The following is a 16,361-nucleotide window of genomic DNA, read 5'->3' on the forward strand; positions in this document are numbered from 1 at the left end:
CTGCCCGGCACGGCGATCGGCGGGAGCACGCTCTACGCCATTCGCTCCTGCGTCGCCATCATTCGCACAGATCGCAGGCACGCGCCTGCAGCGCATCGAGGATCTGCGCGGCGTCCATCTCCAGCAGCAGGCCGCGCTGCCCGGCGTTGAACCACACGCTGCCCGCGCCCAATGCCGATTGCTCCACCAGCACCGGCGCCGGCCGCTGTTGGCCCAGCGGGCTGATGCCGCCGACCTTGTAGCCGGTGCGGCGCTCGGCCTCGGCCGCCTCCATCATCCGCGCCGCCTTGCCGCCCGCGGCCGCGGCCAGTTTCTTCAACTGCACCCGGCGATCGGACGGGACCACCACGCAGACCGCGCGCGTATCGACCCAGGCCATCAGGCTCTTCAGCACCCGCTCCGGCGGCAGGCCCAGCGCCTGCGCGGCCTGCAGGCCCTTGGCGCCGGCTTCGGCGGCGTAGTCGTAGGGATGCAGCCGGTAGACGATGCCGGCCGCGTCCAACGCCTTGGTTGCGCGCGTCGCCTTGGACATCGCGGTCGCTCAGGCGGCTTCGAAGCGGTTGGCCGCCACGTTCTTGCGTACCTTCTGCGGGTCCCAGATGCGCCCATTCATGGCGATGTAGACGCCGGCCGGCAGCGACTGCACCGCGCCGACCGCGCAACCGATGTTGAACTCGGCGTCGGAACCGCGGAAGCGCGCCGGGTTCAGCGCGCCGGTCATCACGATGGTCTTGCCCTCGATCGCCTGCAGCACCTTGCCGGTCTGCACCATCGAGTCGGTGCCGTGGGTGATCAGCACATGCCGCGCGGACTGTGCGGCGATGGTGGCGCGGATCAGCTCGCGGTCCTCGTCGGTGATGTGCAGCGAATCCTTGCGGATGATCGGGATCACGGTGAAGCGGAAGGTCACGCCCAGTTCCTTGAGGATCTGGCCGATCTGCGGGTCGCCGATCTGGTAGTCGGACTTGTCGTCGAAGTAGATCTTGTCGATCGTGCCGCCGGTGGTGACGATCAGGAGTTCTTCCATTGGCGTTCCTAGAAGCATGTCGGGACGCGGCCGTGGCCGCGCAGGCCGTCCATGATACCGGGCGCGGCGGGATGGCCGCTCAGTCGCGCCCGGCGGCGCCGCGACGGCGGGCGAAACGCGCGCGGATGCCCGGCGCGCTGGACAGGCCCACCACCAGCAGCGCCAGCAGCAGTTCGGCCCAGCCGTAGCCGCGCTGCGGCGGGTGGCTCCAGGCGGTCATCACCCCATGGCTGAACCACAGCAGCGCGCCCACGCCGCTCCAGAACCGCGCCAGCGCCGAGCCGCGCAGCACGCCCACGGCGAGCAGCAGCGGCGGCAGCGCGAACACCAGCAGGGCGGCGAGACGGTGGCGATCGTCGTGGAACCAGGCCGCGAACAGCGCCGCCAGCGCCAGCAGCGTCACCCCCAGCGCCACCCGCAGGCGCCCCCCGCTCATGGTGCCGCCAGTCGCTGCGCGATGTCGGCCAGGCGCCGGCCGAGCGCGCGCGCCAGTTGCGCTTCTTCCTCGCTGGGTTGCGGATCGTCGTCGGCACCAGCGACGTGGCTGGCCCCGTACGGCGTGCCGCCGCTGCGGGTGCTGCTGAGCAGCGGTTCGGTGTAGGGAATGCCGACGATCAGGCAGCCGTGGTGCAGCAGCGGCAGATGCATCGACAGCAGGGTGGCTTCCTGGCCGCCGTGCAGCGACGCGGTCGAGGTGAACACCGCCGCCGGCTTGCCGGCGAGGGTGGCGCTGGCCCAGTCGGCGCCGAGCCCGTCGATGAAGTGCTTGACCGGCGCGGCCATGTTGCCGAAGCGGGTCGGGCTGCCCAGCGCCAGGCCCACGCAGTCGCGCAGGTCGCTGGCATCCACGTACGGCGCGCCGCTGTCGGGCACCGGCGGTGCGCTGGTCTGGGTGACCGCGGCCACCGGCGGCACGGTGCGCAGGCGCGCGGCCATGCCCGGCACCTCGCCGACGCCGCGCGCGATCTGCCGCGCCAGGCGCGCCACCGAGCCGCCGCGGCTGTAGTACAGGACCAGAATCTCGGCCATGCGGCCCTCTCGTGGATCGAAACGACCGCCAGTATCGACGATGCCGGCGTCCATGCGCATCGGGTACCCTTGCCCGATGCAGCCGCTGGACACCGTCAATCTCTGGGCCGATCGCCTGCGCGACCGCGCGCGCATGCGCAGCTTCGCCGGCTTCCTGTGGCGGCGCTTCATCGACGACCGCCTGTTCCAGGCCGCGGCCTCGCTGGCCTACACCACCATCTTCGCCCTAGTGCCGCTGGCGGTGGTGGTGTTCGGGGTGCTGTCGGCGTTCCCGGTGTTCGACAAGTGGAGCGACCAGCTCAGCGACTACATCTTCTCCAACTTCGTGCCGGCCGCGGCGCGCTCGGTGGAGGCCTACCTGCGCCAGTTCTCGGCCAGCGCCGGGCAACTGACCACCGCCGGCGTGGTCGCGCTGGTGGTCTCGCTGCTGATCACCCTCAACAGCGTCGAGCAGACCTTCAACCAGATCTGGCGGGTGGTGTCGGCGCGGCCGCAGCTGACCCGCTTCCTGGTGTACTGGACCGTGCTGACCCTCGGCGCGCTGCTGGCCGCGGCATCGCTGGCGGTGTCGGCACGGTTCTTCGCGCTGCCGCTGTTCAAGACCAGCGAGGGCCGGCTGCTGGCGCAGGTGGTGCTGAGCGTGGCGCCGGTGCTGATCGAGTTCGTCTGCATCACCCTGGTGTACAGGGTGGTGCCGCACCACACGGTCAAGCTGCGCCACGCGGTGCCGGGCGCGCTGCTGGCGGTGCTGCTGCTGGAACTGGTGAAGTGGGGGTTGAGCCTGTACCTGGGCAGCTTCCAGTCGTACCAGCGCATCTACGGCACGGTCGCGTTCGTGCCGATCTTCCTGTTGTGGATCTACCTGAGCTGGATCGCGATCCTGCTCGGTGCCTCGGTGTCGTCCTCGATCGCCGCGTTCCGCTACCAGCCGGCCTCGATGCGCCTGCCGGCCGGCTACGAGATCTATGGCCTGCTGCGCCTGCTCGGGCGCTTCGCGCAGGCGCGCAAGCAGGGCTGCGGGCTGCAGGAGGACCAGATCCTGCAGTTGGAGCCGATGCTGACCGACTCGTTGATGCAGCAACTGCTGTGCGAGCTGGAACGCATCCGCCTGCTCCGCCGTACCGAGCAGGGCGACTGGTTGCTGGCCCGCGACCTGAGCGACCTGCCGGTGGCCGAGCTGTACGAGAATTGCCAGCTGCGCATCCCCGTCGTCGAGACCTATTTGCCGTGCCGCGACGACGCCCTGGGCCAGGCGGCGTGCCGCGCGCTGGACGAACTGCGCCTGCCGCTGCGCGACGTGCTCAAGCGTCGCGTCGGCGACCTCTATACCGAGATCGGAGACCTTGCATGACCGCCATGCGCCTGTTGTTCCCGCTGTTCGCCGCCGCCGCCTTGCTGGCCGGGTGCGACCGCCAGCCCACGCCCAAGCCGGCCGACGGCACCGCGACCACCGCGCCATCCTCCGCGCCCAAGCCGCCGCCCGCTCCGCCAGCGCCGGAGGCCCCCGCCGCCCCGGCAGCCGGACCGTCCGTGGTGCAGGAGACCCGCTCCGAGCCGACCCTGAAGATGAAGGCGGTGGACGGTCGCGAGTACGACCTGGCCGCGCATCGCGGGCAGTGGGTGGTGGTGAATTTCTGGGCCACCTGGTGCGCGCCGTGCCTGAAGGAGATGCCGGAGCTGTCGGCCCTGCACGTCATGCGCGACAACATCGAGGTGGTGGGCCTGGCCTACGAGGACATCGAGCCGGCGGAGATGCAGGCGTTCCTGAAGCAGCATCCGGTCGCCTATCCGATCGTCATCGTCGACACCTATGCGCCGCCGGCGGACTTCGCCACCCCGCGCGGGCTGCCGATGACTTACCTGATCGCGCCCGATGGCAAGGTCGCCAAGCAGTTCCTGGGGCCGGTCAACGCGAAGGACATCGAAAGCGCGATCGCCGCTGCCGGTGGCCCGGCACCCGGTCAGGGCAAGGGGAAGGCGGCGGGGTGAGGGTGTCGGTTGGCTGTGCGGCGTGGTCGTCGCCTGGGACTGGGCCTTCGGGATTGGGGACTGGGATGCGCGCTTGCGTGCGTGCGGAGGCGCCATCAGGTCGCCATCAGATCGCGGTCGAATCGCTGTAGGAGCGGCTTCAGCCGCGACCCGGAAGGCTGACCGATGGTGGTGACGCGGCTAAACCCGACCCCCTATCCGATGCGTCCGGAATGAAGCGCAGTCGTTGTGGGAGGGACTTCAGTCCCGACGCCTTGCGCGACGGGAGGATGGGATGGCTTCGCTCGTCGCGGCTGAAGCCGCTCCTACGATGGCCTCTGCTCGCACACCACTAAACAGGCGCCTGTCCCCCTTAAAAGCGGCTTCAGCCGCGACGCACTATCCCTGTGGGTGGGCGCGCCAAGCGAGGCGATGTCGGAAGGCCACGGCTGCGCGCCGCAGGCCTCGCTCAATCCCCATTCCCTAATCCCCACTCCCGGCCTCATACGACGGAATCGGCTGCAGCAGCCCGAACTTTTCCTTGTGCAGCTTGTGCTTCAGCGGCGGCAGGTCCAGGTCCGGTTCGTGCAGGCGGGTTTCCGGCAACTGATCGAGCAGGTGCCGGATCAGGGTCAGACGGCCGCGCTTCTGGTCGTTGAAGTCGACCAGGGTCCACGGCGCATAGTCGCGATGCGTGGCCTCCAGCATCGCTTCGCGGGCGCGGGTGTAGTCGGCGTACTGGCTGCGCGACTTCAGGTCCACCGGCGACAGCTTCCAGCCCTTCAGCGGGTCGTGCAGGCGCTCGGCGAAACGCTTTTCCTGCTGCGCCTGGTCCACGCACAGCCAGTACTTGAACAGGCGGATGCCATCGTCCACCAGCAGCCGCTCGAACAGCGGGGTCTGGCGCAGGAAGGCGTGGTACTCGGCATCGCTGCAGTAGCCCATGACCCGCTCCACGCCGGCGCGGTTGTACCAGCTGCGGTCCATCAGCACGATCTCGCCGGCGGCCGGCAGGTGCGCGATGTGGCGCTGGAAATACCACTGCGTGGCTTCGCGGTCGGTCGGCTTGGGCAGGGCCACCACCCGGCACTGGCGCGGGTTCAGGTGTTCGGCGATGGCCTGGATCGCACCACCCTTGCCGGCGGTGTCGCGGCCTTCGAACAGCACCAGCACACGCTCGCCGCTGTGCTGCACGGCCTGCGCCATCGCCATCAGTTCCAACTGCAGCGGCTGCATCAGGGCCTTGTACTGCTTGCGCTTCAGATGACTCATTTGCTGCTCCGCTTGCGGGTGCCGGTGCCGGCCATGCTGCGCGCCACTTCCAGCAGCGCGCCTTGCTGGCGGGTGTCGAGGGCGCGGTAGGCCTGCAGCAAGTCGTGTTCGCCGCGGGTGCGCGCCGGGTCCAGCTGGCTGGCCAGTTCGCCGAGCAGGGCGCCGGCGGGGACGCCGAAGGTGCGCGCCAGCGCAGTGAGCTGGGCGCGCCCGGGCAACTTCTCGCCGGCCATCCAGGCCTTGACCGTGGCCGCACCGGCGCGTGGGATGGCCGCGGCGATGTCCGCGGCGCTCATGCCGCTGGCTTTGGCCAGCAGGCGCAACGTGGTGTCCAGGGACATGCGGGAGTCCAGGTCATTCCTTCAGCCGCGGGCGCAGCGTGGCCAGATTGCAGGGGCGGGTGCGGGCATCCAGCTGCGCGACGATGATCCGTTCCCAGGCCGTGCGGCAGGCCGAGGTGGAGCCGGGCAGGCAGAACAGGAAGGTGGCATTGGCCAGGCCGGCGAAGGCGCGCGACTGCAGCGAGGAGGTGCCGATCTCCTCGACACTGATCGCGCGGAACAGCTCGCCGAAGCCTGGCATCTGCTTGTCCAGCAACGGCAGCAGGGCCTCGGGCGTGGAATCGCGGCCGGTGAAGCCGGTGCCGCCGGTGACCAGGATGCCATCCACCCCGGGATCGGCGATCCAGGCCGAGACCGTGGCGCGCATCCGGTAGCGATCGTCCGGCAGCAGCTCCCGCGCGTGCAGGCGATGGCCGACGCCGCTGAGGGCGGCGACCAGGTAGTCGCCGGAACTGTCCTGGTCGAGGCTGCGCGTGTCCGAGACGGTCAGCACGCACAGGTTCAAGGCAATGAAGTCGGCGTTTGCGCTCATGCCGGCAGCCTAGCCGCTCGCCCGGCCGGCGTATAGCCTGCCCGCGCCACCGCTTCAGCTACGGTGCTTCCAGGGCCATTGCTTGCTGGATGGAGACCGGCCCGCGCCCAATAAGGCAGGCCGCGTGGCGTGTCGGCCTTGCTTGAGCCCGATCCCGGCGCCTAAGCGCGATCGAGCCGCTTCATGCGGAGGATCGGGTATTTCACGCCAGGGCCAGCGTGCGCGGCCGGAAGCGATGGACGCTGGCAGTACGATCGGCCGCCAGCGGCAGGCGCTCGGGCTCGCGCTGCAGCGCGCGTCGCTGCGCGTCGGCGCCGTGCCACTCGGTGCATTCGAGCAGGGTGCGGCCGTCGTCGGACAGGTACAGCTGCGCGGCGATCAATCCCCGCAGCGCATGCGCGCCATCCTGCAGGGCGGCGAAGGCAGCGTCGGCGCGGCGCTGCGCCTGCGCCGCATCGCGTGTCGGGACGCGTGTGACCACCACGCAGGACGCTTCCCGGTGCGGATCGGACACGCCGCTGCGGATGCGCCGGTAGCGCCGCAGCGTCCGCCGCAGCGCCGGCAGGCGTGCGCGCAGCAGTTCATGCAGTTCGGGTGCCGCGTCGCAGCAGCAGCGTGCGTACAGCAGATCGGGGGCGTCGCCGAGGGATTCCATCCAGGTCAGGGCGTGCAGGCGGTGGTCGCACAAGCCGCGCACGCATTCGAGCAGGGCGGTCCGGTCGGGCATGGACGCCTCGGCGAGCAGCATGCTGCGTGTGGGCGCGGGGGAGGAGGGCGTGGGCGTGGGGAACGACAGCGACATCGCGGGATCTGCACAGGGAGCGTGCGCGCAGTGTCGGACCTCAAGTTTGCTTGAGGTCAAGTGTTGTAGGCGATCCGCTGACATGCACAGGCCGTACTCGCTGATTGTCTGTGACGCTTCGGTGCGATCTGCAGCGATGGATCGTCCTCATCGCGGGGTGCGTCGTGGCGTTGCGCGCAAGAAGAGACCGAATGATGCGATGCAAAGGTTCCATCAGCGACGTCGATGGCAACAAGTGACGCGCCGTCGCGCCTCACGCATGTTCATGCGCGCCGCGCGGCTGCCGCGCATCCCGATTCAATCAGGCCGACGCCGCGCCTTGCCAGCCGTGGCGTGCCGCAGTGTCGCGCAGCAGCGCGGCGAAGTCGGAGGCGAAACCTTGCATGTCGAACAGCCCGCTGTCCGCGCGCCGCGCGTGCAACCGCTCGCGCAGCGCCTGCAGTGCAGCAGGATCGCGACCCAGGCGCACCGCGGTGGCGACGAACGCCGCGTCGTCGGCGGCATTCATTTCGTCCAGGCCGAGATGATGGTTGAGGCTGCCGGCCACGCGCGCGGCGAAGGTGCTGCCGGGGCAGGTCAGCACCGGGCAGCCGGCCCACAAGGCATCGGAGGCGGTGGTGTGGGCGTTGTACGGATGGGTGTCCAGGAACAGGTCGGCGTGCCGGTAGCGCGCCAGATAGTCCGGATGCGCCAGTTTGGGCATGAAGCGCAGACGCGTCGGTTCCACGCCGGCCGCCGCAGCGGCCGCACGCAGTCGGTCATCGGCCTGGCCCGGGCCGGACAGCAGCCACAGCACGCTGTCCGGCACCTGTCGCAGCACCTCCAGCATCCGCGCCAGGCTGCGCGGGCCGAGCTTGTAGCTGTTGTTGAAGCAGCAGAACACGGTGCCGTGCTCGGGCAGGCCGCAGTCGCGGCGCGCCGGTGGGGTGCCGACATGGCGGGTGTCGTCGGAGGGCTGGAAGGCGCGCGGCAGCCGCAGCACCCGCTCGCTGTAGTGCGCGGCCAGGGTGGGCGGCAACGCATAGGCATCGCCGACCACGTAGTCGATCCACGGCGCGCCGGAGGTGCCGGGGTAGGCCAGCCAGTTCAACTGCACCGGTGCCGGGCGCAGCGCCAGCACCTCGGGCGTGCCGCCGCCGCCCCAGCCGCGCAGATCGAACAGCAGGTCGATGCCGGCGTCGCGGATGCGCTGGGCGATCTGCCGATGCGGCTGCCCGGCCACGGCGTGCCAGGCATGCGCGGCCGCCTGCAGGCGCGCGCCGATCGCGCTGCGATCGTCGTGGTTGAGCGCGAACAGGTGTACCTGCAGGTCGGGGTGCGCCCGCAGGCGCTCGAACAGGGCGACGGTCAGCAGGCCGGTGGGATGTGCGCCGAAGCCGTTGGACAGGAACCCAATGCGCAGCGCGCCATCACTGCGCACCTGCGTGGCGGGCAGCGGCGCGAGGGCGCGCGCCAGCGCCTGGGCGCGGTTGCGCGCGCAGCGCAACTGCTCGTCCGCGCCCGCGTCCTCGTTGAGGAAGGCGAACGGTTCGATGGTCGGATGCCCCTGCCGCACCGCGCTGCGCACCTGTTGCGACAGCGCGTCCAGCCCGCGCCAGTCGCACAGCTTGCGGCGCCAGTTCAGCAGGTAGGCGGCGATCGACGGTTCCTGCGGCAGCAAGGCATGCGCGTGCGCATAGGCCTGCGCCGCGGCTTCCGCCTCGCCGTTGTCTTCCAGTGCGTGGCCCAGCCAGACCGCGATGCCCGGGTGCTGCGGCGCCTGTTGCAGCGCTGCGCGCAGGGCCTGCGCGGCCTCGGCATGGCGACCCTGGGTCCAGCGCACCCGGCCCAGCCGCGCCAGCGCCTCCGGATGCCCCGGACGCAGCTGCAGTGCGCGCACGGCAGCCTGTTCGCCCGCGGCAACCGCGCCGGCACCGAGTTCGGCGTCGGCGAGCATCACCCAGGCCAGGAAATCCTGCGGATCGCGTTGCACCGCGGCCTGCAGGTGCAGGCGTTCGTCGGCGCCGCCGTTCATGCGGCCGTGATCGACCGCAGTCCGCGCACGCTCATGGCACCAGCGCCTTGGCGTAGTGCTGCGCGCTCAGGTCCTGCTGCCAGCCGCAGGCGCGGTACAGGGCCTGCGCGGAGAGATTGTCCTGCGCCGTCTCCAGCACGATGCGCACCGCGCCATCGTCCGCGGCGTGGCCTTCGGCGGCGTGCAGCAGCGCCTGCGCCACGCCGTGGCGGCGGTGCGCAGGCGTGACGTACAGATCGTTGAGGATCCACAGCCGTGCCGCCCGCACCGAAGAGAAGGACGGATACAACTGCACGAAGCCGGCGGCCTGCGCATCGCGCTCGGCCAGCAGCACCACCGACTCGGCGCGGGCCAGGCGCGCAGCCAGGAAGGCGTGCGCGGTCGCCGCATCCGGGGCCTGCCCGTAGAACTGCCGGTAGGCATCGAACAGCGCTGCCAGCGCCGGCAGGTCGTGCGCATCGGACTGGCGCACGCGCACGCTCATGGGCTGTCGCTCAGGCGCGCGAGTTCGTCGACCTGGTGCTCGTGGCTCAGGCGCCCGATCAGTGCATCGAGGTCGCCCTCGATCACGTTCGGCAGGTCGTACAGGGTCAGGCCCTCGACGCGGTGGTCGGTGATCCGGCCCTGCGGGAAGTTGTAGGTGCGGATGCGCTGGCTGCGGTCGCCACTGCCGACCTGCAACTTGCGGTCCTGCGCCTCGGCCGCGGCCTGCTTGCTGCGCTCGGCCTCCAGCAACTGCGCCTTGAGCCGTTTCATCGCCTTGTCGCGGTTGGCGTGCTGGCTGCGCTCGGTCTGGCACTCGACCACCACGCCGCTGGGGACATGGGTGATGCGGATCGCCGACTCGGTCTTGTTGACGTGCTGGCCGCCGGCGCCGGAAGAGCGGAAGGTATCGATCTTCAGGTCGGCCGGGTTGATCGCGATCTCCTCCACGTCGTCGGCCTCGGGGATGATCGCCACCGTCGCCGCGGAGGTGTGGATGCGGCCCTGCGACTCGGTCGCCGGCACGCGCTGCACGCGGTGCGTGCCGGATTCGAATTTCAGCTTGGAGTAAGCGCCACGGCCGACGATGCGCGCCACGATCTCCTTGTAGCCGCCGTGCTCGCCTGGGCTGTCCGATTCCACTTCCACCTTCCAGCCCTGGCGCTCGGCGTAGCGCGCGTACATGCGGAACAGGTCGCCGGCGAAGATCGCCGCCTCGTCGCCGCCGGTGCCGGCACGCACTTCCAGGAACAGGTTGCCGTCGTCGCGCGGATCCCGCGGCACCAGCAGCAGTGCCAGTTCCGCATCCAGTTCGGCCAGGCGCGCCTGCGCGGCGCCGATTTCCTCCTCGGCCAGTTCGCGCAGTTCCGGATCGGCGCGCATCGTCTCGGCCGAGGCCAGGTCGGCCTTGGCCGCGGCCTCGGCCGCCAGCGCGGCGGCGACCGGCTCCAGTTGCGCGAACTCGCGCGAGTAGTCGCGGAAGCGCGCGTTGTCGCTCACCACCTCGGGGTCGGACAGCAGGCGTTCGAGTTCTTCGCGACGCTCGGCCAGCGCCTCCAGCTTACGGCGCAGGGTCGGTGTCATCGGTCTTCAGAATGGGGTGGAAATAGCCCGGCTTCTCCGGGAACAGGCGCTCGGCGGCGCGGGCCAGGTCGGCGTCGCCGCGCAGCGCCGCCTCGCGCAGGGCCGCGGTGGGCGGATGCAGCAGGCGGTTGGTCAGGGTGTTGGCGAGGAACTCCAGCACCTCGTCGGCGGGCTTGCCGTGCGCCAGTTGTTGCCGCGCCTTGGCCAGCACGTCGTCGCGGGTGCTGTCGCCATGCGCGCGCAGGCGCTTGAGCGGCGCCTGGCGGGTGCTGGCCTGCAGCGCTTCCATGTAGCGCACGACCTGCAGGTCGATGATCGCCTCGGCCGCCTCGGCGGCCTCGCGGCGGCCGCGTCGGTTGTCCTCGACCGCGCGTTCCAGGTCGTCGACGGTGTACAGGTAGGCGTCGGCCAAGTCGGCCACGCCGGCCTCGATGTCGCGCGGCACTGCCAGGTCGAACAGCAGCATCGGCTTGTGCTTGCGTGCGCGCAGCGCCTGTTCGACCTGCGCCCGGGTCACCACCGGCTCGCGCGCGGCGGTGGCCGAGAACACCACGTCGGCCTCGTGCAGGTGACGCTCCAGCTCGCTCAGCGGCAGCGCCACGCCGCCGTGGCGGCTGGCCAGTTCCTGTGCGTGGGCGAGGGTGCGGTTGGCGATCAGCAGGCGTCGCACGCGACCCTCGCTGAGATGCTTGGCGGCCAGCTCGATGGTCTCGCCGGCGCCGACCAGCAGCACGGTGGATTCGCTGAGCCGGGCGAAGGAGCTTTGCGCCAGGCGCACCGCGGTGGAGGCGACCGAGACCGGATTGGCGCCGACCCGGGTGTCGGTGCGCGCGCGCTTGGCTACCGAGAAGGTCTGCTGGAACAGCCGGTCCAGGCGGCTGCCCATCGCCCCGTGCTCGCGTGCCAGCGACCAGGCGTCCTTCACTTGGCCGAGGATCTGCGGCTCGCCCAGCACCATCGAGTCCAGCCCGGTGGCGACCCGGAACAGGTGCCGCACCGCGTCCGCATCCTGGTGCTGGTACAGATAGCCGTGCAGGCCGGCGGCGTGCGAATCCAGCCAGTCGGCCAGGTGCTGTGCATCGCCGGCAATGGCGTACAGCTCGGTGCGATTGCACGTGGACAGCAGCGCCGCTTCGGTGACGTCGGGCAGCGCACGCAGCGATTGCAGCGCGCGCGGCAATGCGTCGCCGGCGAATGCCACCCGTTCGCGCAGGTCGACCGGCGCGGTCTGGTGGTTCAATCCGAGCACCCACAACGTCATCTGTTCAGTTGCTTGCGATAAGCTGCTGGCCATTCAGGGCCCCATTTTACGGCCCGGCCGCTTCCGATGCCCGCACTGATTCGCATCCGTACCTTTCTGCTGCTGTCCGCAATCGCCGCCGTGGCCGCACCGGCCGCGGCCAAGGCGCCGAGCCCCGCCCAGGACGTGATGACCCCGGTCCTGGCCGGCGAGTTCGCCCTGCAGGCCGGGCAACTGGCCGACGCCTCGCGCTGGTACCTGCAGGCCGCCAACGACAGCCCCGGCGACGCCGGTCTGGCCGAACGTGCCACCCGCATCGCGATGCTGGCCAACGACAGCGCCGCCGCCACCCAGGCCCTGGCGCTGTGGCGGCAGCGCGCGCCCGAGTCGCTGGCCATGCGCAGCGCCGAGGCTTCGCTGGCCCTGCGCAACGGCAATCTGCGCCAGGCGCGCAGCCTGCTGGTGGCCTTGCTGCGCGACAAGGATCCGCGCGGCTGGCGCTTCGCCCTGATCGCGCTGGTCAGCGGCAACCGCGATCCGGAGGTGGCGGCCAAGGCCCTGGACCAGTTGCTCGACGCCAACGCCATCCCCGACCAGCTCGAGGCCTGGCAGGAGTTCGGGCGTTTGGCGCTGCGCCTGGACCAGCCCAAGCTGGCCGAGCGCATCGTCGACCAACTGGTCAAGCGCTTCCCGCAGGAGCCGCGCGTGGCGCTGCTGCACGCCACGCAGCTGCAGCAGGCGGGCAAGACCGAGCAGGCGCGCGCGCTGCTGGAGGGCGTGGAGCCCAAGGTGTCGGGCGATCCGGAGCTGCGCACCGCGCTGGCCTATGCCTACGACGCCATCGGCGACACCGCTGCCGCGGCGCGGGTGCTGGCGCTGGGGCCGCAGACCACCCAGAACTATGGCCTGCGCGCCTCGATGCTGGCCAAGCTGCAGGACAACGCCGCCTTGACCGCGCTGTACGACGAACTGCGCAAGGGCGCCGACCGGCCCGATCCGGAGCGACGCCTGCTGCTCGGCAAGATCGCCGAATTCCTCAAGCGCAACCAGGAGGCGGTGGACTGGTATCACGGCGTGCCGGGCGGCCCGCTGCGCAGCGAGGCGCGGCTGCGCGCGGCCGGCGCGCTGTACGCGCTGGGCCAGAAGGACGCGGCCTTCGCCGAGGCGCGCGCGCTGCAGGACGATGCCGAGGCCGACGATGCCGCGCGCCGCGACGCCTATGTGCTGGAGGCGGAACTGCGCCAGCGCAGCGGCGACGACGCCGGCGAGCTGCAGGTGTTCGAGCGTGGCCTGGCCGCGTATCCGGACGACAACGCCCTGCTGTACGCGCGCGGCTTGTCCTGGGAGCGCCGCGACCGCATCGACCGCGCCGAGGCCGATCTGCGCAAGATCCTGGTCACCGACCCGGAGAATGTGGCGGCACTGAACGCGCTCGGCTATACCCTGGCCGACCGCACCAAGCGCTATCGCGAGGCGCTGCAGCTGATCGACCGCGCCCGCACCGCCGATCCGGACAATGCCGCGATCATCGACAGCTACGGCTGGGTGCTGTACCGGCTCGGCAAGACCCAGGAGGCGCTGGTGCAGCTGCGTCGCGCCTGGAGCCAGGTGAAGGATCCGGAGATCGCCGCGCACATCGGCCAGGTGCTGTGGGAGCAGGGCAAGCACGAGGAGGCCAACAAGTACTTCGACGAGGCGCGCAAGCTCGATCCTGACAATCGCGCGCTGCGCCGCGCCCTGGAACAGGTGAACCCGTGAGGCCTGGCTTGCGCGCCGCGTGGGCGCTGGCCGCCGGGCTGCTGCTGGGCGGCTGCAGCGCGCTGCCCACCCGCACCCCGGCGCCAGTCGCAGTCGCCACGCCCGATGCCGCCGCGCAGCAGGCCGAGGCCGCGCGCGCGCAGTGGCTGCAGGTGCATCCGGACTGGTCGTTCCAGGGACGGGTCGCGATCAGCAACGGCCGCAATGGCGGCAGCGGCCGCATCGACTGGAAGCAGCAGCATCGCCAGTACGAGGTGCAGCTCAGTGCGCCGGTGACCCGGCAGAGCTGGCGCCTGATCGGCGACAGCCACTCCGAGGCCGGGCGCCTGGAAGGCATGGAGGGCGGGCCGCGCGAAGGCGAAAACGCCGAACAGCTGCTGCTGGAAGCGACCGGCTGGGAAATCCCGGTCAATCTGCTGCCGCAGTGGGTGCGCGGGCAGGTGGCGTGGGATACCGAAGCGCCCGAACACGTGGACTACGATGCCCAGGGGCGGCCGCGCACCTTGCGGCAGATGGGCTGGGACATCGAGTTCCAGGAGTGGTACCCGCCCAGCGACGGCCAGCCGGCCCTGCCGCGGCGCATCGAGGCGCGCAACGGCGACGCCAAGGTGCGCTTGCTGGTGGATCACTGGGACATTCCGGCGCCATGAGCGCGGCCATCGACGGGGGCTGGTCGTCCTGGCCTGCCCCGGCGAAGCTGAACCTGTTTCTGCAGATCACCGGCCGCCGAGCGGACGGCTACCACCAGTTGCAGACCGTGTTCCGCCTGCTGGACTGGGGCGATACGGTGCACCTGCGGCCGCGCGCGGACGGGGTGGTGGCGCGGATCGGCCCCTCCGTGGCCGGGGTCGCCGAGGCCGACGACCTGCTGGTGCGCGCCGCGCGGCTTCTGCAAAAAGCGGCGAATGTCGTCCAAGGTGTGGATATCCGCGTCGAAAAGCGCATTCCGGCGGGCGGCGGCTTCGGCGGTGGCTCGTCCGATGCGGCGACCGCACTGGTGGCGCTGAACGCGCTGTGGGGCGCCGGGCTGGACGAGGACGCCCTGGCCGGCCTCGGCCTGTCGCTGGGTGCGGATGTGCCGGTGTTCGTGCGCGGGCGCGACGCCTGGGCCGAGGGGGTGGGCGAGCAATTGACCGCCCTGGCGCTGCCGCCGGCCTGGTATGTGCTCGCCGATCCGGGGGTGCACGTGCCCACCGCGGCGCTGTTCCAGTCCCCCGATTTGACGCGGGATGCTGCGCCCGCGAAAATAGCGGACTTCGTTTCAGGTTTCCTGCTCGGTAACGCGTTCGAGCCGGTCCTGCTTCGCCGCGAACCGGTCGTCCAGGCCACGTTCCAGGCGCTGGCGCGGATCGGTACGCCACGCCTGACCGGGTCGGGGAGCGGTTGTTTCGTCGAGTTCGCCGATCGCGCTGCCGCCGTGCGCGCGCTGGCGGACTTGCCGGACGGGATGCGCGCCTGGGTGGCAGGCGGCGTCCCGCGTTCGCCGCTGCTCGACGCGCTGGAGGCTTGGCACAGGTTTACGCAGGGGCGTCGCCAAGAGGCCCAAGGCACCAGGTTTTGATCCTGGCATTCGTAGGTTCGAATCCTACCGCCCCTGCCATTTGGGTATGCAGATCCCTCTGCAAACGCCTGCACATCCCTGTGCGGGGATTCAACGGGAAAGGCATCGCTTTTCCTCGCTTTTTCGATTCGTCCGGTTTTCGTCGCCACACGCTCTTTGCAGCCACCCGAGAGACCCCTCATGCAAGACCAACGCAACCTGCTGGTGTTCTCCGGCAACGCCAACAAGCCCCTGGCCAAAAGCATCTGCCGCGAACTGGGCGTGCGCCCCGGCAAGGCGATGGTCTCCAGCTTCTCCGACGGTGAAGTGCAGGTGGAGATCGAGGAGAACGTGCGCCGGCAGGAAGTGTTCGTGATCCAGCCGACCTGCGCGCCCAGCGCAGAGAACCTGATGGAACTGCTGGTGATCATCGATGCGCTCAAGCGCGCCAGCGCCGCCAGCGTCACCGCGGTGGTGCCGTACTTCGGCTACTCGCGGCAGGACCGGCGCATGCGCTCCTCGCGCGTGCCGATCACCGCCAAGGTCGCCGCCAAGATGTTCAGCGCGGTCAACGCCGACCGCGTGCTGACCGTGGACCTGCACGCCGACCAGATCCAGGGCTTCTTCGACATCCCGGTCGACAACGTCTACGCCTCGCCGCTGCTGCTGGCCGACATCTGGCGCGCCTACGGCACCGACAACCTGATCGTGGTGTCTCCGGACGTGGGTGGCGTGGTGCGCGCCCGCGCGGTGGCCAAGCGCCTGGACGATGCGGACCTGGCGATCATCGACAAGCGCCGCCCGCGCGCCAACGTGTCCACGGTGATGAACATCATCGGCGACGTCGAGGGCAAGACCTGCGTGCTGGTCGATGACATCGTCGACACCGCCGGCACCCTGTGCGCGGCCGCGGCCGCGCTGAAGGAGCGCGGCGCGCTGAAGGTCGCCGCGTACTGCACGCATCCGGTGCTGTCCGGCCCCGCGGTGAGCAACATCACCAATTCGCAGCTGGACGAGCTGGTCGTCACCGACACCATCCCGCTGTCGGAGGCTGCCCGCGCCTGCGGCAAGATCCGCCAGCTCAGCGTCGCCGAGCTGTTGGCCGAAACCATTCGCCGCATCGCCTTCGGCGAGTCGGTGAGCTCGTTGTACGTCGATTAAGGGCAGGGATTGGGGATTCGGGATTGGGGATTCGCAGAAGCGGCGCCGTTGCGAATCCCCAATCCCGAATCTCCAATCCCGGCTTCTCCCAGACTCTTCTGGTCGCGGAAG

Annotated in this window: 18 protein-coding genes and 1 tRNA gene; 7 read left to right on the forward strand and 12 right to left on the reverse strand. The window is 70.4% G+C overall.

The genetic code is table 11. The features are described 5' to 3' along the window. Positions 1-58: 58 nt before the first annotated feature. The 4 genes from ybaK to wrbA form a co-directional block, all read right to left on the reverse strand. On the reverse strand, positions 59-532 hold the full coding sequence (gene ybaK, locus FHR66_RS02290) for a Cys-tRNA(Pro) deacylase (RefSeq protein ID WP_160966966.1): 474 nt from the start codon (positions 530-532) through the stop codon (positions 59-61). 9 nt (positions 533-541) lie between these two features. Further along, positions 542-1,027, reverse strand: coding sequence for an asparaginase domain-containing protein (locus tag FHR66_RS02295; protein ID WP_017909075.1), 486 nt, complete (start codon positions 1,025-1,027; stop codon positions 542-544). A 79-nt stretch (positions 1,028-1,106) separates the two neighbouring features. Beyond that, positions 1,107-1,463, reverse strand: coding sequence for a DUF2069 domain-containing protein (locus tag FHR66_RS02300; protein WP_160966968.1), 357 nt, complete (start codon positions 1,461-1,463; stop codon positions 1,107-1,109). Next, positions 1,460-2,056 carry an NAD(P)H:quinone oxidoreductase gene (gene wrbA / locus FHR66_RS02305; RefSeq protein WP_160966970.1) on the reverse strand — a complete coding sequence of 199 codons (597 nt, stop codon included), beginning with the start codon at positions 2,054-2,056 and terminating at the stop codon, positions 1,460-1,462. The genes FHR66_RS02300 and wrbA overlap by 4 nt, the downstream gene beginning before the upstream one ends. 76 nt (positions 2,057-2,132) lie before the next feature. Here wrbA and FHR66_RS02310 point away from each other — a divergent pair, with 76 nt between their 5' ends. Then, the gene (locus tag FHR66_RS02310; protein WP_167087655.1) at positions 2,133-3,407 is read left to right on the forward strand and encodes a YihY family inner membrane protein; all 1,275 of its coding nucleotides are present in this window, start codon (positions 2,133-2,135) and stop codon (positions 3,405-3,407) included. Then, a complete protein-coding gene (locus FHR66_RS02315; protein ID WP_317843714.1) occupies positions 3,404-4,045 on the forward strand; it encodes a TlpA family protein disulfide reductase in 642 nt (213 codons plus the stop codon). The genes FHR66_RS02310 and FHR66_RS02315 overlap by 4 nt, the downstream gene beginning before the upstream one ends. 462 nt (positions 4,046-4,507) lie before the next feature. Here the strand turns inward: FHR66_RS02315 and ppk2 are convergent, their stop codons facing one another. The 8 genes from ppk2 to hemA form a co-directional block, all read right to left on the reverse strand. Further along, positions 4,508-5,296 (reverse strand): polyphosphate kinase 2, encoded by a 789-nt coding sequence (ppk2, locus tag FHR66_RS02320; RefSeq protein ID WP_160966972.1) that lies wholly within the window; start codon positions 5,294-5,296, stop codon positions 4,508-4,510. Further along, entirely contained in the window at positions 5,293-5,637 is a 345-nt protein-coding gene (locus FHR66_RS02325; RefSeq protein ID WP_160966973.1) for a helix-turn-helix domain-containing protein, read from the reverse strand. The genes ppk2 and FHR66_RS02325 overlap by 4 nt, the downstream gene beginning before the upstream one ends. Positions 5,638-5,650: 13 nt before the next feature. Next, positions 5,651-6,169, reverse strand: a complete 519-nt coding sequence (gene moaB / locus FHR66_RS02330; protein WP_160966975.1) for a molybdenum cofactor biosynthesis protein B — start codon at positions 6,167-6,169, stop codon at positions 5,651-5,653. A 202-nt stretch (positions 6,170-6,371) separates the two neighbouring features. Continuing rightward, a complete protein-coding gene (locus FHR66_RS02335) occupies positions 6,372-6,971 on the reverse strand; it encodes a hypothetical protein (protein ID WP_456361721.1) in 600 nt (199 codons plus the stop codon). 301 nt (positions 6,972-7,272) lie between these two features. Then, positions 7,273-8,985 (reverse strand): O-linked N-acetylglucosamine transferase, SPINDLY family protein, encoded by a 1,713-nt coding sequence (locus FHR66_RS02340; protein WP_160966977.1) that lies wholly within the window; start codon positions 8,983-8,985, stop codon positions 7,273-7,275. 31 nt (positions 8,986-9,016) lie between these two features. Next, the gene (locus FHR66_RS02345) at positions 9,017-9,469 is read right to left on the reverse strand and encodes a GNAT family N-acetyltransferase (RefSeq protein ID WP_160966979.1); all 453 of its coding nucleotides are present in this window, start codon (positions 9,467-9,469) and stop codon (positions 9,017-9,019) included. Next, positions 9,466-10,551 (reverse strand): peptide chain release factor 1, encoded by a 1,086-nt coding sequence (gene prfA, locus FHR66_RS02350; RefSeq protein WP_160966981.1) that lies wholly within the window; start codon positions 10,549-10,551, stop codon positions 9,466-9,468. The genes FHR66_RS02345 and prfA overlap by 4 nt, the downstream gene beginning before the upstream one ends. Next, positions 10,529-11,812: a glutamyl-tRNA reductase gene (gene hemA, locus FHR66_RS02355; protein WP_160966983.1), complete on the reverse strand. Its 1,284-nt coding sequence runs from the start codon at positions 11,810-11,812 to the stop codon at positions 10,529-10,531. The genes prfA and hemA overlap by 23 nt, the downstream gene beginning before the upstream one ends. A gap of 66 nt (positions 11,813-11,878) precedes the next feature. On the opposite strand from hemA, the gene FHR66_RS02360 reads away from it, so the two are divergent. The 5 genes from FHR66_RS02360 to FHR66_RS02380 all read left to right on the forward strand — a co-directional run bounded on the left by FHR66_RS02360 (position 11,879) and on the right by FHR66_RS02380 (position 16,250). Next, positions 11,879-13,549, forward strand: coding sequence for a tetratricopeptide repeat protein (locus FHR66_RS02360; RefSeq protein WP_160966985.1), 1,671 nt, complete (start codon positions 11,879-11,881; stop codon positions 13,547-13,549). Then, positions 13,546-14,199, forward strand: a complete 654-nt coding sequence (gene lolB, locus FHR66_RS02365) for a lipoprotein insertase outer membrane protein LolB (RefSeq protein ID WP_160966987.1) — start codon at positions 13,546-13,548, stop codon at positions 14,197-14,199. The genes FHR66_RS02360 and lolB overlap by 4 nt, the downstream gene beginning before the upstream one ends. Continuing rightward, positions 14,196-15,110, forward strand: coding sequence for a 4-(cytidine 5'-diphospho)-2-C-methyl-D-erythritol kinase (gene ispE, locus FHR66_RS02370; protein ID WP_160966989.1), 915 nt, complete (start codon positions 14,196-14,198; stop codon positions 15,108-15,110). The genes lolB and ispE overlap by 4 nt, the downstream gene beginning before the upstream one ends. After that, positions 15,073-15,149 (forward strand) — tRNA-Gln (locus tag FHR66_RS02375). The genes ispE and FHR66_RS02375 overlap by 38 nt, the downstream gene beginning before the upstream one ends. Before the next feature lie 141 nt (positions 15,150-15,290). After that, positions 15,291-16,250, forward strand: a complete 960-nt coding sequence (locus FHR66_RS02380; RefSeq protein ID WP_160966991.1) for a ribose-phosphate diphosphokinase — start codon at positions 15,291-15,293, stop codon at positions 16,248-16,250. Positions 16,251-16,361 lie beyond the last annotated feature (111 nt).

It is taken from the genome of Xanthomonas sp. F4 (assembly GCF_011761895.1).